17 protein-coding genes and 1 pseudogene are annotated in these 20,307 nt (G+C 68.6%); 4 read left to right on the top strand and 14 right to left on the bottom strand.

Going from position 1 to position 20,307, the window contains the following annotated elements; genetic code table 11:
- Nucleotides 1–502 precede the first annotated feature (502 nt).
- The 4 genes and pseudogenes from ACNJ7K_RS22815 to ACNJ7K_RS22800 form a co-directional block, all read left to right on the top strand.
- On the top strand, nt 503–1,816 hold the full coding sequence (locus ACNJ7K_RS22815) for a hypothetical protein (RefSeq protein ID WP_268655649.1): 1,314 nt from the start codon (nt 503–505) through the stop codon (nt 1,814–1,816).
- A 338-nt stretch (nt 1,817–2,154) separates the two neighbouring features.
- A complete protein-coding gene (locus ACNJ7K_RS22810) occupies nt 2,155–2,934 on the top strand; it encodes an MFS transporter (protein ID WP_268655648.1) in 780 nt (259 codons plus the stop codon).
- Nucleotides 2,888–3,376, top strand: coding sequence for an SRPBCC domain-containing protein (locus ACNJ7K_RS22805; RefSeq protein ID WP_120282446.1), 489 nt, complete (start codon nt 2,888–2,890; stop codon nt 3,374–3,376). Before ACNJ7K_RS22810 ends, ACNJ7K_RS22805 begins: the two co-directional genes overlap by 47 nt.
- A 130-nt stretch (nt 3,377–3,506) precedes the next feature.
- Nucleotides 3,507–4,322 (top strand): annotated as a pseudogene (locus ACNJ7K_RS22800) (DUF2235 domain-containing protein); the annotation flags it as partial.
- A gap of 359 nt (nt 4,323–4,681) precedes the next feature.
- On the opposite strand, the gene ACNJ7K_RS22795 reads toward ACNJ7K_RS22800, so the two are convergent.
- The 14 genes from ACNJ7K_RS22795 to ACNJ7K_RS22730 all read right to left on the bottom strand — a co-directional run bounded on the left by ACNJ7K_RS22795 (nt 4,682) and on the right by ACNJ7K_RS22730 (nt 20,283).
- Nucleotides 4,682–5,932, bottom strand: coding sequence for an RNA polymerase sigma factor (locus ACNJ7K_RS22795; protein WP_120282444.1), 1,251 nt, complete (start codon nt 5,930–5,932; stop codon nt 4,682–4,684).
- Between the two features lie 3 nt (nt 5,933–5,935).
- Nucleotides 5,936–6,274, bottom strand: a complete 339-nt coding sequence (locus ACNJ7K_RS22790) for a YciI family protein (protein WP_120282443.1) — start codon at nt 6,272–6,274, stop codon at nt 5,936–5,938.
- An 88-nt stretch (nt 6,275–6,362) separates the two neighbouring features.
- Entirely contained in the window at nt 6,363–9,125 is a 2,763-nt protein-coding gene (gene ppc, locus ACNJ7K_RS22785) for a phosphoenolpyruvate carboxylase (protein ID WP_159418445.1), read from the bottom strand.
- 63 nt (nt 9,126–9,188) lie between these two features.
- The gene (gene secG, locus ACNJ7K_RS22780) at nt 9,189–9,422 is read right to left on the bottom strand and encodes a preprotein translocase subunit SecG (RefSeq protein WP_006551479.1); all 234 of its coding nucleotides are present in this window, start codon (nt 9,420–9,422) and stop codon (nt 9,189–9,191) included.
- Between the two features lie 194 nt (nt 9,423–9,616).
- Nucleotides 9,617–10,402 (bottom strand): triose-phosphate isomerase, encoded by a 786-nt coding sequence (gene tpiA, locus ACNJ7K_RS22775; RefSeq protein ID WP_159418446.1) that lies wholly within the window; start codon nt 10,400–10,402, stop codon nt 9,617–9,619.
- 5 nt (nt 10,403–10,407) lie between these two features.
- Nucleotides 10,408–11,619, bottom strand: coding sequence for a phosphoglycerate kinase (locus ACNJ7K_RS22770; protein ID WP_120282440.1), 1,212 nt, complete (start codon nt 11,617–11,619; stop codon nt 10,408–10,410).
- A gap of 26 nt (nt 11,620–11,645) precedes the next feature.
- Nucleotides 11,646–12,662: a type I glyceraldehyde-3-phosphate dehydrogenase gene (gene gap, locus ACNJ7K_RS22765; protein WP_159418447.1), complete on the bottom strand. Its 1,017-nt coding sequence runs from the start codon at nt 12,660–12,662 to the stop codon at nt 11,646–11,648.
- Between the two features lie 123 nt (nt 12,663–12,785).
- Nucleotides 12,786–13,769, bottom strand: coding sequence for a DNA-binding protein WhiA (gene whiA, locus ACNJ7K_RS22760; RefSeq protein WP_159418448.1), 984 nt, complete (start codon nt 13,767–13,769; stop codon nt 12,786–12,788).
- A complete protein-coding gene (locus tag ACNJ7K_RS22755) occupies nt 13,760–14,842 on the bottom strand; it encodes a gluconeogenesis factor YvcK family protein (RefSeq protein WP_372473021.1) in 1,083 nt (360 codons plus the stop codon). The genes whiA and ACNJ7K_RS22755 overlap by 10 nt, the downstream gene beginning before the upstream one ends.
- On the bottom strand, nt 14,839–15,753 hold the full coding sequence (rapZ, locus tag ACNJ7K_RS22750; protein ID WP_159419241.1) for an RNase adapter RapZ: 915 nt from the start codon (nt 15,751–15,753) through the stop codon (nt 14,839–14,841). Before rapZ ends, ACNJ7K_RS22755 begins: the two co-directional genes overlap by 4 nt.
- 23 nt (nt 15,754–15,776) lie before the next feature.
- A complete protein-coding gene (uvrC, locus tag ACNJ7K_RS22745) occupies nt 15,777–17,990 on the bottom strand; it encodes an excinuclease ABC subunit UvrC (protein WP_159418449.1) in 2,214 nt (737 codons plus the stop codon).
- A 9-nt stretch (nt 17,991–17,999) separates the two neighbouring features.
- Complete coding sequence (locus ACNJ7K_RS22740) at nt 18,000–18,554, bottom strand: PH domain-containing protein (protein ID WP_268655647.1); 555 nt, start codon at nt 18,552–18,554, stop codon at nt 18,000–18,002.
- A complete protein-coding gene (ribH, locus tag ACNJ7K_RS22735) occupies nt 18,551–19,033 on the bottom strand; it encodes a 6,7-dimethyl-8-ribityllumazine synthase (protein ID WP_120282435.1) in 483 nt (160 codons plus the stop codon). Before ribH ends, ACNJ7K_RS22740 begins: the two co-directional genes overlap by 4 nt.
- A complete protein-coding gene (locus tag ACNJ7K_RS22730; RefSeq protein ID WP_159418452.1) occupies nt 19,033–20,283 on the bottom strand; it encodes a bifunctional 3,4-dihydroxy-2-butanone-4-phosphate synthase/GTP cyclohydrolase II in 1,251 nt (416 codons plus the stop codon). Before ACNJ7K_RS22730 ends, ribH begins: the two co-directional genes overlap by 1 nt.
- Nucleotides 20,284–20,307: the final 24 nt, after the last annotated feature.

Genomic DNA, 20,307 nt, shown 5'->3' with positions numbered 1-20,307 from the left:
TCGTCCGAATCGCCCCTCGGTCGCACGGACCGGCGGAGCGATCGCCGGAGACGGGTAGCTCGCTACCCGTGCCGGGCGCACCCGAGGCGCGCAGGATTCGAACACGGCCGAACGATGCAACGGGGTGAGAATCATGTTGCAGAAGAGGAAGAGCAACCGGTTCGCGTCTGTCCTGAAGACACTCCGAAGCCTGGACGATGCTCTCGCTACCCGTCCCGGCAACGATAGCCACGGCGGCGCCCCCGCGCCGGCCCCGGACACAGCACCTGCGGAGCTGCGCAATGCGACGCCTTCCCGCTTGCACATCACCCACGCGGACGGTCGGACGCTCGTGTTCGCACCGCTCGAACGCCGCGTCCCAACCGACCCGGAGCGACAGTGGCCCTGGGAAGGCCTGATCCGCCACGGATATGTCGTCCCCTTGCACGCCACAACGGATACACCCCTCGACGGCACCAAGGCTCGTTCCCGCCGTCAACTCCACACGGTCACGTTGTGGTGCATGCTCGTGATCAGCGTGGCGGTGCCTGTCTCGGCATTCGCTACCGGACTGGTGAGCATCGCGGCGGCGCCCGTCGTCGCAGTCGCATTTGTCGCCGTGGCAACCATGTTGCCGGGCCCGTTGTTCTTCCTGTTCGACCGTCAACGTCTGAGTACGCTCCGCGACCGCTTCGAATGGCAGATCTTCCGCCTGGACCCGAACGTCCACACGTTGGCAGACGTGCAGGCCAAGTACGGCGGACAAATGGACGAGGTCTTCTACGCCGCAGACGAACGGACCACTACGGTGAACGCCACCCAGCGACTGTGGCCCATCCTCGTTTCCACCGTCACCATCGCGTTGGGCTGGACCATGGCGCTGTACTCCCCCGCGTCGTCCGGCACGCCCGATACGAGTCTCTTCACTGCGCTTGCCGATCCGCTCGCGTTCGCATTCCTGGGCGCGTACTTCTTCTCCCTCAACACCTGCCTGCGCCGGTATTCACGGAACGACTTACGGCCCAAGGCATACAGTGCGATCACCGTGCGAGTGATCACCGTCGTCATCCTTGCCTGCTTGCTCCAGGCCGTCGTCGAATCACCGGAGTCGCGGGTCTACGACGCCACCGTGCTCCCGTTGGCGTTCGTGATCGGCGTGCTTCCCGAAACCGCGATGGTGCTGCTGCGCGACACCCTGCGGCGCTTCGCCCTCACCAAGAAACGCCGCATGCTCGAAGAGCAACTACCGCTCACCGACATCGAGGGATTAGACCTCTACGACCGGGCACGACTGATCGACGAGGGTGTGCCCAACGTCGAAGCCCTTGCGCATCACGATCTCGTCGATCTGCTGCTCGAGACACGGATTCCGGTCGGCCGCCTCGTCGACTGGGTCGATCAGGCGATCCTGCGACTCCACATCGTGGATTCGACCACCGAGACGGATCCCGAGGGCGCGAGAGTGCTGTCCGACCTGCGCGCACTGGGCATTCGTAGCGCGACCGACCTCCTGGCGGCCCGGCAGAGATGCGCCCACCGTAAGGCGTTGGTCGAGGCGGTCGCCCGTCGTAACGAGTCGCCCGCAGACGCCGAGAACCGTCTGGAACTTCTCGTCACCGCCCTGTGTGACGACGAGTGGATCACCTACATACGCACCTGGCGGGACCGGACCCTGGTCTCGGGCCGGTACATCCGGCTCGACCGGAAAGGTGAACCGGCATCCGTGAGAACCGAAGTGCCGGACAACGACCTTCACGACTGCCGCCGTCCGAATTCGCGGATCTCTTCCCTGTACCGACGGTTCACCCCGCCGTACCGAATCGAGACGATCCTGTGAACGGATTCGAGTAGCGCACTACTCGTGCCGATGCTCGTCGATGGCGCACACTGGGAATATCGATTCGGTGGACACGGAAGCGTCCCCCCGTCCGAGGAGAAGTAATGCGAATGCAGAACGTGGAGCGACGAGTATCGCATCGGTGATCCCGCCTTCCGGCGGTCCGATCCCGGCGTGCCCTCGCTTCGTGTTGCGTTCGGTTCCGGCCCTGCCCTCGACTCCGTCGAGCGCCGACTTCTTCCAAGGACCCCGTCACGTCCTCGCACCATGCTGCGGTTCCGCAACTCTCGTCACCGACGTCCGTCGATCCACCTCCTACACATCGCGACATTCTCGCGGTGCTGCTTCCCCTGCTCGCCGCGCTGTTCGCGGCCTTGCTCTCCGGCACCGTCGCGATCCCGGCACTGCCCGCCGTCACGGCAGAACTCGGTGGCGGGTCCGTAGGCATGACCTGGATCATCACGGTCGCTCTCCTGGCCAACGCGACCACCACCCCGGTCTGGGGATCGATATCCGACCGATACGACACACGCCTTCTCGTCCAGGCCGCTCTGCTGACGCTGACGGCGGGGTCGATGGTCTCTGCCTGCGCTCCGGCCCTGTCCGTTCTCCTCGCCGGCCGCGTGGTGCAAGGGATCGGCCTCGGCGGCGTCGTGGCCGTCACCGTCGCGGTGCTCGGCGCGCTCATCCCGCCGCGGGAACAGGGTCGTTATTCCGGGTACGGCGCCGTGGTCATGGCGGTGTCGATGGCCGGCGGTCCGCTCCTCGGCGGAGCCCTCGTCGATACGCCCCTCGGCTGGCGGGCCTGCTTCCTCGTTCCCGCGGCACCGGCCGCCGTGGCACTGGTCGCACTGCGACGCAGGCTGAAGCCGCGACCGCGGCACCGGCCGGGTCTTCCTCCTGCTGTCGGTGCTGTCCGTCGTCGGACTCGTCGCAGTCGCGCTGCTGCCGAACCAACGGCTGCGCACCTCCTTCGCCACAGCGGAGGAACCATCGCGGTGAAACGGACCGCGGAGGCAGCCGGATGCAGGACAATTCCGATAAGGCGAGCGCCCATCGAGAGGAGCCGTGATGAGCACGCCGAGGACGATCACAGGCGAAGTGAGCCCGGAGCGTGATTGCCCGAGCGACTCGTCGCTGGTGCGGCTGATCTACCACCGCAACTTCCTGCTCCCGATCGGTGAGGTCTGGGCGGCACTCACCGACTCGGAGAAGCTGGGTCGTTGGTACGGCACGTACACCGGCGACCCCGCCACGGGCCGTGTGCGCCTGACCATGACGGACGACCACGACTCGGCCACCACCTACGTCGACGTCCTCCGGTGTTCTCCCCCGGAGGGATTCGCCGTCGACGTGGACGGGTGGCAGCTCGAGGTGGTGCTGCGCCAAGTCGGGAAGGTCACCACCCTCGAGTTCACACACCGGCACGTCCCGCGCTCGGAGGCCGGAGAGATCGGGCCGGGGTGGCAGTACTACCTCGACCGTCTCGACGCAGCACTGGCCGGCACCCGCCCGCCGTCGTGGGACGACTACCTCGACCTGGTCGACGAATACCGCTGACCGGCGCCTTTCGCTGCAGTGATCCGCCCGACGAGCACCGCCGGATTCGAGTAGCGCACTACCCGTGAGACCTCCCGAGTCGCCTCCTAGCGTCGAATCCACCAGCCGGTCGCATTCAGGGAGCACCACTATGCCGCAGCCCGGAACGAACACACCACCGACAGAGATCGCGCAGAAGGTCGTCAGAAGGAAGGGGTCGAAGAACATCGTCCTGTGCTTCGACGGCACGGGAAACGAAATTCGGGCGAAGGGGAACACCAACGTCGTCCGCCTGTTCCGTGCGCTCGAGAACACGACAGGCGAACAGGTCACCTACTACGACCCCGGCGTCGGTACCTTCTCCTCCGCCGGGGCCTCGACGCGTGTGGGACAGAGGATCTCCCGCACGCTCGGCCTCGCGTTCGGTGTCGGTATCACGACGAACCTCGCAGAGGCCTACACGTTCCTGATGAAGCAGTGGGAACCCGGCGATCGGATCTATCTCTTCGGGTTCAGCCGGGGTGCCCACACAGCACGTGCCTTCGCGGCGATGTTGCATCTCGTCGGACTTCCACGATCGTCGTCCGAGAATCTCGTGCAGTACGCGATCGCCGCGTATGCCCGTCGCAGGTCCTGGGGCTCCGACGACTTCGCGTGCGCCGAACAGTTCGCGACGACCGTGTGCCGCGCGTCGAACGGGACGTTCTCCGTCCCCGTGCACTACCTCGGGATCTGGGACAGCGTCAGCGCACCCGGGATCTTCGAGAAGGACCACCACTTCGAGAAGACGGCGGAGTTGCCGAACGTGGAAGCCGGCCGGCACGCGATCTCCATCGACGAGTACCGCAGGCCGTACAAGGTGGACGAGGTCGCCAACGACCGGATCGAGGAGGTCTGGTTCACGGGCGTCCACTCCGACGTCGGCGGTGGATTCGAGGACTGCCGACTCGCGGACATCTCGCTCCGCTGGGTCCTCGAGGGCGCCCTCGACCACGGCGTGCTCCTGCGCCGAACGGTGAGCCTGCGGCAGCTTCCGAGACCGGAACAGACGAGCGCGACGGCGACGCCGACCCGGATGAGCCGCATCTGGTGGCTCATCGGGCGAGGAACTCGTGAGATTCTCGGGGCACGATCTCCCGAAGGACTGAAGATCCACGAGAGCGTCAAGCTCCGGGAGGACGGTCTGGCGACCCGGCTACGGAATCCGCATTGGGTCGATCCGGAGTGGTACACGCCGAAGCGCTACGACCTCGAGGTACCCGGCTATACGAACCGCCGGACCGCGCCGCTCCGCCCCGATCGGAGGTCTCGGCGCACCGGGATCGGTCACAACTCCCGCGAACGCGACAACTCCGCCGACCTCGCCCTGAGGTGGCGCCGCTCGGGTTCGGTACCGGCGAGCTCGAGCGCCCGCCGATACGCTTCGGCCGCTTCGCCTTTCCGGCCGACCCGGCCCAGCAACTCGGCTCGCGCCACCACGTACGGCCCGTAGTCGCGCAGACTCGGCTCCTCGGCGAGTCCGTCGAGGAGTTCGAGTCCGGCCGCAGACCCGTCGCGCATTGCCACCGCCACGGCGCGGTTCAGTGCGACGATCGGTGACGGGCTCAGGGCGGTCAGTACGTCGTAGAGGGCGACGATCTGCGGCCAGTCGGTGCTGTCGACGTCGCTTGCCTCGTCGTGCAACGCGGCTATCGCGGCCTGTACCCCGTACGGGCCGGGTGGTCCTCCGGTGAGCGCGGCGACCACCAGTGTGCTGCCCTCCTCGATCATCGCGCGGTCCCATCGGGCGCGGTCCTGCGCGTCGAGCAGCATCACGGCGCCGGATGGATCGGTGCGCGCGTCTCGGCGGGCGTGGACGAGCAGCATCAGCGCGAGCAACCCGCTCACCTCCCGTTCCGCCGGCATCAGACGGTGCAGGATGCGCGTGAGGCGGATTGCCTCCTCCGCGAGGTCGGGGCGTTGCAGATGCTCGCCGCTGCTCGCGGCGTAGCCCTCGGTGAAGATCGAGTACAGCGCCGCGAGCACCACCGGCAGGCGCTCCGGCAGTTCGTCCGGTCCGGGCACCCGGAACGGGATGCGGGCACCGCGGATCTTCTTCTTGGCCCGCACGATCCGCTGGGCCATCGTCGGCGACGGGACGAGGAAGGCCCGCGCGACCTCGTTCGTCGTGAGGCCGCCGAGGCAGCGCAGGATCAGCGCTACGCGGTCGTCCGCCGCGAGGGCGGGGTGGGCGCACGTGAAGAACAGTTCGAGGCGGTCGTCCGGCAGTTCCCCGGCCTCGGGCGGTTCGTACGACGCGCGACGTTCGGTGTCGACGGCGAGCTCCGCCAGTCGCGTCGCGTACACGCGGTCGCGGCGCACCCGGTCCAGCGCTCGGCGCCTGGCCGTGGTGAGCAGCCAGGCGCCCGGACGCTCGGGCACACCGTCGACCGGCCAGTGCACGAGCGCCGCCTCGAGCGCGTCCGATGCGACCTCCTCGGCAAGGTCGAGGTCGCCGAATCGATGGACGAGCGCGGCGAGGAGCCGGCCGTGTTCCTCGCGGAACACCGACTCGACGGTCGCGGCCGGCTCCCCCATCGCTCAGTCTCCGAAGTCGGCGATCGGTCGCACGACGACCGTGCCGCCGTCCCGCGATCCGGGGCAACGCGCCGCCCAGTCGAGTGCCTCGTCGAGGCTGCCGACGTCGATGACGTCGTATCCGCCGAGAACCTCACGGCTCTCGCCGAACGGCCCGTCGGTCACCGTGCGTCGTCCGTCCGCGCCGACCTGCACGGTCGTCGCGGTGACGAGATCCTGCAGGGCGTGCCCGGACACGAGGACACCCGCATCGCGCATCGCCTTCTCGTAGTCCTGCCAGTCCTCGATGGTGCAGGTGGGCTCGTCGGTCGTGGATGCGTAGATCAGCAGCATGTACTTCATGGCGGTCGCTCCCGTCTGTGTGGTGTTCGTCCTACACCATCACGACGAACGGGCACCTGCCGTATCGACAACCCGACGAGAAAATTTTCTAGCCGCTGTTGCGCAATGCCGTGGCGAGACCGTTCATCGTGATCTGGATACCGCGCCGGACCCGGTCGGTGTCCTCACCGGCACGGAACCGGCGCAGCAACTCGACCTGGAGGTGGTTGAGCGGTTCGAGATACGGGAAGCGGTTGTGCAGCGACCGCTCGAGCGCCGGATTGTCCGCGACGAGCGAGTCGTATCCCGTGATCTGCCGGTAGGCGTCGACCGTGCGGGCGTGCTCGTCGACGATGCTGCCGAACACCCGCTCGCGCAGTTCGGTGTCCTCGACGAGTTCGGAGTACCGGGCGGCCAGGCCGAGATCGGACTTGGCGAGCACCTGCGCCATGTTCGACAGCACCGAACGGAAGAACGGCCAGCGACGGTAGAGATCCTGCAGGGTCGCCAACCGGTCCGGATCACCGGCGACCCAGTCCTGCACAGCCGTTCCCGTGCCGTACCAGCCGGGGAGCATCACGCGACTCTGGGTCCACGAGAGCACCCACGGGATGGCCCGCAGGTCGCTGATCGCCTTCGTCTGCTTGCGGGATGCGGGACGACTGCCGATGTTGAGGGCACCGATCTCCGAGACCGGCGTCGCGGTGGTGAAGTACTCGACGAAACCCGGTGTCTCGTGCACGAGTCGGCTGTAGGCGGCGCGAGCGAGGTCGGCGAGTTCGTCGAGGATCCGGTAGGCCTCCGGTGCGTCCTTCCCGAGGCCTTCGACATCGAGCAGGCTCGACTCGAGGGTCGCCGAGACGAGCGCCTCGAGGTTGCGGCGGGCGAGCACCGGTTCGCGGTACTTCGCGGCGATGACCTCGCCTTGCTCGGTCAGACGCAACGAGCCCTGGACCGCGCCGGGCGGCTGGGCGAGGATGGCGTCGTAGCTCGGTCCGCCACCACGTCCGACGGTGCCGCCGCGACCGTGGAACAGGCGCAGCCGGATCCCGGCGGTGCGCGCAGCGTCGACGAGGTCGAGTTCCGCACGGTAGAGCGCCCAGTTGGCGGTGAGATAGCCGCCGTCCTTGTTGGAATCGGAGTAGCCCAGCATGATCTCCTGCAGTCCGTCGTGTCCGTCGACGAGGCTGCGGAACTCGGGCACGGCGAGGGCGGCGGTCAACGTGGCGGCACCACCGCGCAGGTCGTCGATCGTCTCGAACAACGGGATGACCTGCACCGTGCTGCGCGGATAACCGCGGTCGAGGTCGAGCAGCCCGACCTCCTTGAGCAGGACCTCGACCTCGAGCAGGTCGGACACCGAGGTGCACATGCTGATGATGTAATGCTCGATGGCGGCCGGTCCGATGCGACGGACCACGTCGGCGGCGGCGCGCAGGATGCCGAGTTCCTTGGCCGTCTCGTCCGACAGGTGGGCGTCGGGAGCGGTGAGCGGACGGCGGATCCGCAACTCCGCGGTGAGCAGCGCGACCTTGTCGTCCTCCGGCAGGTCGCGGTAGCGGTCGGTCACCCCCGCCCAGGAGAGCAGTTCGGCGACGACGTTCTCGTGGACCTCGGAATTCTGACGCAGGTCGAGCGGCGCGAGGTGGAAGCCGAAGACCTCGACGGCGCTGCGCAGGTGCGCGAGTCGATCGTCGGCGATCACGGCCGCGCCACCGGCACGCAGCGAGGCGTCGACGATGTTCAGGTCGGTGTGCAGGCGGGCCGGAGTGGCATAGGGCTCGCACGGGATACGCACCGTGTGGGGCAGATCCACGCCGGGCAGCAGCCTGTCCGCGGTCGCGGTGAGGCGAGCGCGGATACCGTGCACGGCGCGTCGGTACGGCTCGTCGCTGTGGGCGGGATTGTCGTCGCCCGAGTCGTCGGCGAGCTTCTTCAGGGCGCTGCTGATGGTCGCGGTGCGTTCGGACATGGACAGTTCGCGTTCGAGCGCGGCCAGTTCGGTGAGGTGATGTCGCAGCGCGGTCTCACAGGCGCGATTCGCGGCGGTGGTGACGACCTCGCCGTCGACGTTGGGGTTGCCGTCGCGGTCGCCGCCGATCCACGTTCCGGGACGGACCAGCGGTTCGGTCAGCACCGCCGCGTCCGGCCAGCGTCGCCGGAGTTCGCGTCGCACTTCGGCGTTGAGGGCAGGAACGACGTCGAACAGTGCGAGGTCGTAGTAGCGCAGACCGTTGTCGACCTCGTCGATGATCCTCAGGCGCGCGAGCCGGATGAGCGCGGTGTCCCAGAGGGTCAGGATGTGCCGGTACAGGGCGCGGTCGATTTCCTCGATCGCGGCGGATTCGTCGGTCCTCTCCCGGCGCCGCATGAGCTCGGTGACGGCGGTCTGGACGTCGAAGACGGTGCGTCGGCGGGTCTCGGTGGGATGAGCGGTGATGACGGGGGCGACGAGAGCGGATGCGAGCGCGTCGGTCACGGTGTCGGCGTCGAGGCCCGGGCCGGCGGCGTCGAGTTTGGCATAGGTGGCGGCGAGGCTGCTGTCCTGCGGTCGGTCGCCTGCGCGCACGTGCAGGGCTCGACGTCGTTCGCGGTGCAGATCCTCGGCGAGATTGGCGAGCAGACCGAAATGGCTGAACGCCCGGGCGACGGGAATCAGGTCGTCGGTGGCGACGTCGGCGAAGCGTTCGGCGAGTTCGGTGCGGTCGATCTCGGAGCGCCGGATCCGGAAGCTCTCCACCCGGGCCGATTCGACCAGGTCGAAGGTCTCGGGTCCCGCCTGCTCACGGATGACGTTGCCGAGGATGCCACCGAGCAGGCGGATGTCCTCGCGGAGGGGTTCGGTCGCAGAGGCAGGCACAGTGTCCGTCATACGGCCAGTATCTGTGCCCGGCGGCCGGGGCGCGACCGCGACAGCGGCCGTGCATGTGCGGGATCAGCTGAACTTGATCTGCAGTCCGATGCCGAGGATCGAGATCACCCAGATGATGCCGGTGAAGACGGTGAGACGGTCGAGGTTCTTCTCCGCCACCGTCGAGCCCGAGAGATTGGACTGGACTCCACCACCGAACAGGCTGGACAGACCACCGCCCTTACCGCGGTGCAGCAGCACCAGCAGGATGAGCAACAGGCTCGTGACGATCAGGAGGATGTCCAGGAACAGTTCCATGTCGGTGTTCGATGTCCTTCGGATGGTGGGCGACGTCGGCGTCAGCTTACCCGCTCGCCATATGGGGATGCTGCGGGTGTGCCGGGGACGGTCGTCGTGGCTACGCGGGTCGAGACGGCAACACTGCGCTGAGGCGAAACGCGGGTGGGGTGCAGGATCTCGTCGATCCTGCACCCCACCTGATGCCGGTCGCTCTAGAGGAGCGGGCCGCCTGCGGCGATCGCCGACAGCTGAGCGAATTCGTCGGCCTTGAGGGAGGCGCCTCCCACGAGGCCGCCGTCGATGTCGGTCTGAGCGATGAGCTCACCGACGTTCTTGGCGTTGACCGACCCGCCGTACAGGACGCGGACCGATGCCGCGACCTCGGGCGAGGCCAGTTCGGCGAGGGTGTTGCGCACCGCGGCGCACACCTCCTGTGCGTCGGCCGCCGAGGCGACCTTGCCCGTGCCGATGGCCCAGACCGGCTCGTACGCGACGACGATCTTCGCGATCTCGTCGGCGGACAGGCCGGCGAGCGAGTTCTTCAACTGCTCGACGTTGTACTCGACGTGGCTGCCGGCTTCGCGGACGTCGAGTCCTTCGCCGATGCACACGATCGGAGTGAGACCGTGCCGCAGAGCGGCCTTGGTCTTGTCGCGGACGATCTCGTCGGTCTCGCCGTGCAGGGTGCGACGCTCGGAGTGCCCGACGACCACGTAGGTGCAGCCGAGCTTCGCGAGCATCGCACCGGAGATCTCACCGGTGTAGGCGCCGGAGTCGTGGACCGAGATGTCCTGGGCTCCGTAGGTGATGCCGAGCTTGTCGCCCTCGACGAGGGTCTGCACCGAGCGGATGTCGGTGAACGGCGGGATGACCGTCACGTCGACCTTCTCGAGGTACTTCTCGGGAAGGGTGAACGCGATCTTCTGCACCAGGGCGATGGCCTCGAGGTGGTTGAGGTTCATCTTCCAGTTGCCCGCGATGAGCGGTGTCCGTGCCATGACCGTCAGCCCTCCAGAACTGCGATGCCGGGCAGTTCCTTGCCCTCGAGGTACTCGAGGGAGGCGCCACCACCGGTGGAGATGTGCGAGAAACGGTCCTCACCGAGCCCGAGCGACCGCACGGCCGCAGCGGAGTCGCCGCCGCCGACGACGCTGAACGCGCCCTTGCCGGTGGCCTCGATGATCGCTTCCGCGACACCCTTCGTGCCGGCCGCGAAGTTCTCGAACTCGAACACGCCCATCGGGCCGTTCCAGAACACCGTCTTCGCCGAGCCGAGGAGCGAGGCGAAGCGCTGCACGGATTCCGGTCCGATGTCGAGGCCCATCCATCCGTCGGGGATGGAGTCGGCCGCGACGGTCTGCGACTGTGCGTCGGCCGCGAACTTGTCGGCCACCACCACGTCCTGCGGGATGTGGATGACGTCGCCGAAGCGTTCGAGCAGCTGCTTGCAGGTGTCGATCATCGACTCCTCGAGCAGCGACGTGCCGACCGAGTAGCCCTGTGCCGCAAGGAAGGTGAAGCACATGCCGCCACCGATGACGAGCGTGTCGACCTTGGGTGCGAGCGCTTCGATGACCCCGAGCTTGTCGGAGACCTTCGAGCCGCCGAGCACCACGGCGTACGGACGCTCGGTGTCGGTGGTGAGCTTGGCGAGTACGTCGACCTCGGCCGCGACGAGACCACCCGCGTAGTGCGGGAGCAGCGTCGCGACGTCGTAGACCGACGCCTGCTTGCGGTGCACGACACCGAAGCCGTCGGAGACGAATGCGCCGTCGTCGCCGACGAGCTCGACGAGCTCACGGGCGAAGGCGAGCCGCTCGGCATCGTCCTTGCTGGTCTCGCGAGCGTCGAAGCGGACGTTCTCGAGCAGGAGGATGTCGCCGTCGGTCAGCCCTTCGGAACGCGCCAGCGCATCCTGGCCGACGACGTCGGAGGCGAGCTGGACGTTGCGGCCGAGCACCTCACCGAGCTTCGCCGCGACGGGCGCGAGCGAGTACTTCGGATCCGGCTCACCCTTGGGGCGGCCGAGGTGCGCGGTCACGACGACCTTCGCCCCGGCCTCCGCGAGCGTGCGGATGGTGGGCGCGGACGCGAGGATGCGGCCGGCGTCGGTGATCGTGTCGCCGTCGAGCGGGACGTTGAGGTCGGAGCGCACGAGTACGCCCCGACCCTCCACACCTGCGTCGAGCAGATCCTCGAGGGTCTGAACTGCCACTGTTCAAATGTCCTGTTCTACGAGTTTCAGAGAGACTTGCCGACGAGACCGACGAGGTCGGCAAGACGATTCGAGTAGCCCCACTCGTTGTCGTACCACGAGACGACCTTGACCTGCTCGTCGATGACCTTGGTCAGAGGCGCGTCGAAGATCGACGAGTGCGGGTCGGTGACGATGTCCGAGGAGACGATCGGATCGGTGTTGTACTTCAGGATGCCCTTCAGCGGACCCTCCGCAGCAGCCTTCAGTGCGGCGTTGACCTCGTCGGCGGTGGCCTTCTTGGTGAGGGTCGCGGTGAGGTCGGTGACCGAGCCGGTCGGGACCGGGACGCGCAGCGCGTAGCCGTCGAGCTTGCCGCGCAGCTCGGGGAGCACGAGGCCGATGGCCTTGGCGGCGCCTGTGCCGGTGGGGACGATGTTCAGGGCAGCGGCCCGGGCGCGACGCAGATCCTTGTGCGGTCCATCCTGCAGGTTCTGGTCCTGGGTGTATGCGTGGATCGTGGTCATCAGGCCCTTCTCGATGCCGAACTCGTCGTTCAGCACCTTGGCGAGGGGGCCGAGGCAGTTCGTGGTGCACGAGGCGTTGGAGATGATGTTCTGCGTGCCGTCGTACTTGTCGTGGTTGACGCCCATGACGATGGTGATGTCCTCGTCGGTGGCGGGCGCCGAGATGATGACCTTCTTGGCGCCGGCATCGATGTGCCCCTTCGCCTTCGCGGCGTTGGTGAAGATGCCGGTGGACTCGACGACGACGTCGACACCGAGGTCGCTCCACGGAAGAGCGGAGGGGCCTTCCTTGATCGAGAGGGCCTTGATCTTCCGGTCGCCGACGACGATGTCGTCGCCCTCGACATGCACGTCCTTGTCGAGGCGCCCCAGGATCGAGTCGTACTTCAGGAGCGTCGCGAGGGTGTCGTTGTCGGTGAGGTCGTTGACGGCAACGATCTCGATGTCGGTGGTGCCGAGTGCCTTCTGCGCCTCGACCGCCCGGAAGAAGTTGCGCCCGATGCGTCCGAATCCGTTCACGCCTACGCGGACAGTCACAATGAAGCTCCTTTGTCCAGTATTCCGATGGTCGTGCTCGTGTGCCCTTCACCCTAGTGGGGTTCGGTCGTACTGTGGGGAGCCGCCCGGTCGTGGCGCGAACTCCCTTGCAAGCCTGCCCCGCTATGCCTCGTCCAGCAACTCAGCGGTGACGGCCGATTCCGTATCGGGGATCCCGAGTTCCTTCGCGCGACGATCCGCCATCGACAGCAGGCGGCGGATCCGTCCTGCGACGGCGTCCTTGGTCATGGGCGGATCGGCGAGCTGGCCGAGCTCCTCGAGCGACGCCTGTCGGTGCTGCACGCGCAGCGCGCCGGCGGCGGCGAGGTGGTCGGGCACGTCGGGGCCCAGGATCGCCAGCGCCCGCTCGACCCGCGCAGCCGCTGCCACGGCGGCGCGTGCGGACCGGCGCAGATTGGCGTCGTCGAAGTTGGCGAGACGGTTCGCGGTCGCCCGCACCTCTCGGCGCATGCGGCGCTCCTCCCAGACCAGCCGGGTGTCCTGCGCGCCCATGTGGGTGAGCAGCGCGCCGATGGCCTCGCCGTCGCGGATCACCACGCGGTCGGCGCCGCGCACCTCACGCGCCTTGGCGGTGACGCCGAGCCGGCGGGCGGCACCGACGAGCGCGAGGGCGGCCTCCGGGCCGGGGCAGCTCACCTCGAGCGCCGAGGAACGGCCCGGTTCGGTGAGCGAACCATGGGCGAGGAACGCCCCGCGCCACGCCGCAGCGGAGTCGGAGACACTGCCGCCGACCACCTGCGCGGGCAGTCCGCGCACGGGTCGTCCGCGACCGTCGAGCAGGCCGGTGCGGCGGGCCAGCGCCTCACCGTCCTTGCCGACGCGGACGATGTACCGGGAGCTCTTGCGCAGCCCACCCGCGCCGAGCACCTGGATCTCGGCGGGATAGCTGTAGAGCTCGAAGATCTCGCGGCGGAGGCGACGTGCGATCGATCCGAGGTCGACCTCGGCCTCGACGACCACTCGTCCGGCGACGATGTGCAATCCCCCGGCGAAGCGCAGGAGGGCGGACACCTCGGCCTTGCGGTTGCTGATCCTGGTGACCGACAACCTGCTCAGCTCGTCCTTGACCTCCGCTGTCATTGCCACGAGACGCTCTCCCTCCCGCCCCCGCGCGCGGCACGGACTCCACCGCGCGAGGACAGACATGTTTCCAGTGCCCCCGCCAACTTGGCGGGGTCGTGTCGATGCGTACCGGTCTCGGCGACGTCGACGAACGAGACGTCCGCTCCGAATCGGGCCGCGGACCGGCTCAGGTGCTCGCGCTCGCGTCCTTCCGGTACCGAGGCAGCATCCACGACGACGTGGTCGACACGGAAATCGGGGGCGTGCTGGGCGAGAACGTGCAGGTGACGTTCCGCGGAGAAGCCTGCCGTCTCCCCCGGTTCCGCCGCGAGGTTGAGCACGAGGACCTTGAGCGCCGTCGTGTGGACCAGCGCCTCGTGCAGGTCCGGGACGAGCACGTGCGGGATGACGCTCGAGAACCAGGATCCCGGGCCGAGCACCACGAGATCGGCCTCGCACACCGCGTCGAGCGCCGGCGGACAGGCCGGCGGATCGGCGGGGATCAGGCGGACCCGGCGCACCTTGCCCGGGGTGGTCGCCACCGCGACCTGTCCCCGGATGCAGCGGCTCACCCGCGGGTCGGATTCGAGTCCCGAGACGTCGGCTTCGATGTCGAGGGGGATCGGCGACATGGGCAGTACCCGACCGCGTACGTCGAGGACGCGAGCGAGCATGTCGAGAGCAGTGACGGTGTCGCCCGCCACCTCGGCGAGCCCGGCGAGGATCAGGTTGCCGACGGAGTGCCCGGCGAGTGCACCTGTGCCGCCGAAGCGGTGTTGGACGGTCTCGGTCCACACCCGGACCTCGTCGTCGCGGCCGGCGAGTGCGGCGAGGGCCATGCGCAGGTCGCCGGGTGGGACGACGCCGAGTTCGGCGCGCAGCCGTCCCGAGGAACCTCCGTCGTCGGCGACGGTCACGACGGCGGTGACCCGGTCGGTGAGGCGCCGGACGGCACTGAGCGTCGCGTACAGACCGTGTCCGCCGCCGAGAGCGGTGATCGCAGGTCCGGGCGCTGCCCCGGGGTTCGGAGCGCTGTCGGGGTTCGGAGCGCTGTCGGAGTTCGGAGCGCTGTCGGAGTTCGGAGTCTCGGCGTTCACTCGCGCCCCAGATCCCGGTGCACCACGTTCACCGTCAGATCCGGTGCCTGCTCGAGGCGTGCGGCGAGGGCCTCGGCCATCGCCACGCTCCGGTGTTTCCCTCCGGTGCAGCCCACTGCAATCGTCATGTAGCGCTTCCCCTCCCGACGGTAACCGGCGGTCGTCAGATCGAGCAGCCGGTGATAGGTGGCGAGATAGTCCTCGGCACCGTCGCGGGAGAGTACATAGTCGCTCACCGCCGCGTCCTGCCCGGTGTGCGGACGCAGTTCGGCGATCCAGTGGGGGTTCGGCAGGAACCGCACGTCGCACACGACGTCGGAGTCCATGGGCAGGCCGTACTTGAAGCCGAACGACTCCACGGTCACCCGGATGGTGTCGGATGCGGCGTCGCCGAAGGCCGCATCGATCTTGCGACGCAGATCGGGCCCGGACAGCGCGGACGTGTCGATGACGAGGTCGGCCGCGGCCTTGACGGGAGCGAGCTGCTCGCGTTCGACGGCGATGCCGTCGGTGAGCGTGCGGTCGGCCGTGTCGGACTGCAGCGGATGGCTGCGGCGCACCTGCTCGAACCGCCGGACGAGCACCGAGTCGGCGGCTTCGAGGAAGAGCACCCGGGTGTTGACCGGGCGGGCCGCCAGATCGGCGACCACGCGTTCGAGGTCGCCGGTGAACAACCGGCTGCGCACGTCCATCACCACGGCGAGGCGTTGCAGCGGAGGTTCGGCCTGCACCGCGAGATCGATCATCGACAGCACCAACTGGGGCGGGAGGTTCTCCGCGACGTACCACCCGAGATCCTCGAGGGCGGTCGCCGCCGTACTCAGTCCGGCTCCGGACAGGCCGGTGACGACGATGACCTCGGCCTGCGCCGGCCGTTCTCCGTCGACACCCTGTTCCGAACCGTCCGCCATCCCCGGGATCCGACCCACTTCGGTCACTGTTCCGACTCCGCTCGTACTCCCGACACGCCGACTGAGCCATCATCGCCTACCGGCGTGTCGCCCGCATCCGCGGCAGTCGGGTCGCCCGCAGGTGCCGCAGCCGGATCACTCGCGTCCGCGACGGTCGGGGCGTCGGTGTCCTGCGGCGACTCGGCCGGAGCCGGTGCGTCGCCCCGCAGCGCCTCGAGGACGGCCTTCGCCGTGGCTTGCCCGATCCCGGGCACCGCGGTGATCTCCTCGACGCTCGCCTCGCGTAGCCGCGCGACCGACCCGAAGTGGGTGACGAGTGCCTTGCGCCGGGTGTCGCCGAGACCACGGACCCCGTCGAGAGCGGAGGCGGTCATGCGTTTGGACCGCTTGCTGCGGTGGTAGGTGATCGCGAAACGGTGCGCCTCGTCGCGGATGCGTTGCAGCAGGAACAGCGACTCACTCGTGCGCGGCAGGATCACCGGATCCTCCTCCCCCGGCACCCACACCTCCTCGAGACGCTTCGCGAGCCCGACGACCGCAACATCCGTGATGCCGAGTTCGTCGAGGACCTCGGCCGCGGCCGCGACCTGCGGCGCACCACCGTCGACGACGAACAGGTTCGGCGGGTAGGCGAACCGGCGCGGACGGCCCGTCGCCGGGTCCAGTGCCGCCTCGGGCGCGAGGTCCCCGCCGTCGCCTCCCTCCGGAGCGGAGCCGTCCGGATCGGCCTGTCGGGCCAGGTCGCGGTTGTGGCGGAGGAAACGCCGGCGGGTGACCTCGGCGATCGAAGCGACGTCGTCGGAGTGCCCGTCACCCGCGGCGTGCTTGATGGCGTAGTGCCGGTAGTCGGACTTGCGGGGCAGTCCGTCCTCGAAGACGACCAGCGATGCGACGACGTCGGTGCCCTGCACGTGACTGATGTCGACGCATTCGATGCGCAGCGGCGCCGAATCGAGGTCGAGGGCGTCCTGGATGCCCTGCAACGCCGCCGATCGGGCATTGAAGTCGCCCGCGCGCCGCAGCTTGTGCTGGGCGAGCGCTTCCTTGGCGTTGCGCTCGACCGTGTCGGCCAGTGCCTTCTTGTCGCCGCGCTGCGGGATGCGCAGACGCACGGGACCGCCGCGCAGACGCCCGAGCCAGCGGCTCATCTCGTCCGGGTCGGGCGGCAGGGCGGGGACGAGCACCTCGCGCGGCACGGCGCTGGTGGCGTCCGCGTCATCGGTGCCGAGTGCGGCCTCCTCGCCGTAGAACTGGGTGAGGAACTGTTCGACGAGCAGGGAGAGTTCTTCGACGTCGTCGGTCCCCTCGGCGGCCTCGACGCCTTCGACGTCGCGGTCCTCGGGACGGTCGAGCACGTCGCCGGACTTCTCGACGACCCAGCCGCGTTGACCGCGCACGCGACCGCCGCGCACGTGGAAGACTTGGACGGCCACCTCGAGGTCGTCGCCGGCGAACGCCACGAGGTCGGCGTCGGTGCCGTCGCCGAGCACGACGGCCTGCTTCTCGAGGGCCTTGCGCAGCGCCCCGAGATCGTCGCGCAGTCGGGCTGCGGTCTCGAAGTCGAGCTCCTCCGCGGCGGCCTGCATCCGCTTCTCGACATCACGGACGAGTTTGTCGGTGCGACCGGCGAGGAAGTCGCAGAAGTCCTCGACGATGCGGCGGTGTTCGTCGGCGGAGACGCGTCCGACGCACGGCGCGGAGCACTTGTCGATGTAGCCGAGCAGGCACGGGCGGCCGATCTGCGCGTGCCGCTTGAAGACCCCGGCCGAGCACGTGCGCGACGGGAACACTCGCAGCAACAGGTCGAGGGTCTCGCGGATCGCCCAGGCGTGCGAGTAGGGGCCGAAATAGCGCACGCCCTTGCGGCGCGGCCCGCGATAGACGAACAGGCGGGGATATTCCTCGTTCAACGTGACCGCGAGCATCGGGTACGTCTTGTCGTCGCGGTAGCGGACGTTGAACCGGGGGTCGAACTCCTTGATCCAGTTGTACTCGAGCTGGAGTGCCTCGACCTCGGTGCGCACCACCGTCCACTCGACCCGACCCGCGGTGGTCACCATCTGACGGGTGCGCGGATGCAGCGAGGCGATGTCGGCGAAGTACGAGTTCAGGCGGGACCGGAGGTTCTTCGCCTTGCCGACGTAGACGACCCGGCCGTGCGGGTCGCGGAACTTGTAGACCCCCGGCTCCGTGGGAATGGAACCGGGGGCTGGGCGATATGTCGAGGGGTCGGGCACAGGTCCAGGCTAGTCGTCGCCCCTGACGGCTCCGCCGTCGTCATTGCGCCTGACGGCTCCGCCGTCGTCATTGCGTCTGATGGCTCCGCCGTCGTTGTCGTCACTGACGGCGCCGCCGGTGTAGCGGGACTCCAGTTCGCGGAAACGCTCGAGCGCGTCCACGGCGCGTTCCCCGTCGCGCGCCTGGATGGCAACGACGGGCACGTACTCGTCGAACGGCAGCTCGAGGCGGGCCCAGGGTGCGCCGTGGTCGAAGAACAGCCCGCGCACGTCGGTCCACGGGATGTGTCGTTCGGCGACCACGTTGCGGACGGAGACGCCGTCGGCACCCGCCCGCAGCCGCGGCCGGGTGAACAGCAGGACGCCTCCGGTGAGCACGACGCCGATGGCGAGGATCGCGATCTGGTCGACGACCCGCAGGTTCACGCCGGTGTCGCCGCCCCCGCGGAGCACGAGCGCCGCGAAGATGTGGACGGCCATGACGACGACCGCCGCCACGACGACCCAGCGCCGCATCTTCTCCGGGCGTACCTCGAGATCCCAGCCGGTCTCGTCGCGGGTCAACGCGCCGCCTTCCGCAGCCGCCGCAGTGTCACGGCGGTGTCGAGCGCGGCCGCGCAGGCCTGGCCACCCTTGTCCTCCGCGGAGCCGGGCAGACCGGCGCGGTCGCGGGCCTGCTGTTCGGTGTCGGTGGTGAGGACACCGTTGCCCACCGGGGTGCCCTCGTCGAGCGCGATCCGGGTGAGACCGTAGGTCACGGCGTCGCACACGTACTCGAAGTGCGGCGTGCCGCCGCGGATCACCACGCCGAGAGCGACGACCGCGTCGTGGGTGCGGGCGAGCTGCTGCGCGACGACGGGAAGTTCGATCGCTCCGGCGACCCGCTCGAGGGTGACCTCGGTGATACCCGCCTGCTCGGCGACACGCTGTGCGCCGGCGATGAGGGCGTCGGAGATCTCGGTGTGCCAGCGACCGGCGACGATCGCGAGGCTCAGCCCCGCGGCGTCGGCGAGCTGCAGGTCGGGCAGGCCTTCGCCGCTCATCAGGCGTCTCCCTCGTCGAACTCGTCGAGACCGATCAGGTCGTGGCCCATACGATCGCGCTTGGTGCGCAGGTACGAGATGTTCTCGCGGTTCGCGCGCAACGGCATCGGGACACGCTCGGTGATCTGCAGGCCGTAGCCGTCGAGACCGACGCGCTTGGCCGGGTTGTTGGTCAGCAGCCGCATCGACGAGATACCGAGGTCGACGAGGATCTGAGCGCCGATGCCGTAGTCGCGGGCGTCGGCGGGAAGGCCGAGCTGCAGGTTGGCGTCGACGGTGTCGGAACCGGAGTCCTGCAGCTGGTAGGCCTGCAGCTTGTGCATCAGGCCGATGCCGCGTCCCTCGTGGCCGCGCATGTAGAGCACGACGCCGCGGCCTTCCTCGGCCACCATCTCGAGGGCTGCGTCGAGCTGCGGACCGCAGTCGCAGCGCAGCGACCCGAAGACGTCGCCGGTCAGGCATTCGGAGTGCACGCGCACGAGCACGTCGGAGCCGTCGCCGTCCGGGCCGGCGATGTCGCCGCGGACGAGCGCGACGTGTTCGACCTCGTCGTAGACGCTCTGGTAGCCGACGGCCGTGAAGTCGCCGTGCCGGGTGGGGATGCGGGCCTCGGCGACGCGCACGACGTGCTTCTCGTGCTTGCGGCGCCACGCGATGAGATCCGCGATCGAGATCAGGGCGAGTTCGTGCTCGTCGGCGAAGACGCGCAGTTCGTCGGTTCGGGCCATCTCGCCTTCGTCCTTCTGCGAGACGATCTCGCAGATGACGCCGGCCGGGCGCAGGTCGGCCATGCGCGCGAGGTCGACGGCGGCTTCGGTGTGTCCGGGCCGGCGCAGGACGCCACCCTCCTTGGCGCGCAGCGGCACCACGTGACCGGGACGCGTGAAGTCCTGGGCGGTGGAGTTCGGGTCGGCGAGCAGCCGCATGGTGGCGGCGCGGTCGGACGCGGAGATACCCGTGCCGATGCCTTCCTTCGCGTCGACGGTGACCGTGTAGGCGGTGCCGTGCTTGTCCTGGTTGACGCTGTACATGGGAGGCAGACCGAGACGGTCGCAGTCCTCGCCGTCCAAGGGCACGCACAGGTACCCGGATGTGTAGCGGACCATGAACGCCACGAGTTCCGGCGTTGCCTTCTCCGCGGCGAAGATGAGGTCGCCCTCGTTTTCACGGTCTTCGTCGTCGACCACGACGACCGCCTTACCGGCGGCGATGTCGGCGACCGCGCGCTCGATGGTGTCGAACCTCGTCACTTCCCTGGACTCCAACTCTCGTAT

Source organism: Rhodococcus shunpengi (assembly GCF_048381395.1).
Lineage (GTDB): Bacteria > Actinomycetota > Actinomycetes > Mycobacteriales > Mycobacteriaceae > Rhodococcus.
The sequence above is the reverse complement of the archived record's forward strand: the minus strand, read 5'-3'. Positions and strand labels throughout refer to the sequence as shown.

Excerpts from the sequence above, each read along its gene's own strand:
- ACNJ7K_RS22815 (WP_268655649.1), top strand. The coding sequence starts at position 503 with ATGCTCGTGATCAGCGTGGCGGTGCCTGTCTCGGCATTCGCTACCGGA.
- ACNJ7K_RS22805 (WP_120282446.1), top strand. The coding sequence starts at position 2,888 with ATGAGCACGCCGAGGACGATCACAGGCGAAGTGAGCCCGGAGCGTGAT.
- ACNJ7K_RS22795 (WP_120282444.1), bottom strand. The coding sequence starts at position 5,932 with ATGGGGGAGCCGGCCGCGACCGTCGAGTCGGTGTTCCGCGAGGAACAC.
- ACNJ7K_RS22790 (WP_120282443.1), bottom strand. The coding sequence starts at position 6,274 with ATGAAGTACATGCTGCTGATCTACGCATCCACGACCGACGAGCCCACC.
- ppc (WP_159418445.1), bottom strand. The coding sequence starts at position 9,125 with ATGACGGACACTGTGCCTGCCTCTGCGACCGAACCCCTCCGCGAGGAC.
- secG (WP_006551479.1), bottom strand. The coding sequence starts at position 9,422 with ATGGAACTGTTCCTGGACATCCTCCTGATCGTCACGAGCCTGTTGCTC.
- tpiA (WP_159418446.1), bottom strand. The coding sequence starts at position 10,402 with ATGGCACGGACACCGCTCATCGCGGGCAACTGGAAGATGAACCTCAAC.
- rapZ (WP_159419241.1), bottom strand. The coding sequence starts at position 15,753 with ATGGCGGACGGTTCGGAACAGGGTGTCGACGGAGAACGGCCGGCGCAG.
- ribH (WP_120282435.1), bottom strand. The coding sequence starts at position 19,033 with ATGAGCGGCGAAGGCCTGCCCGACCTGCAGCTCGCCGACGCCGCGGGG.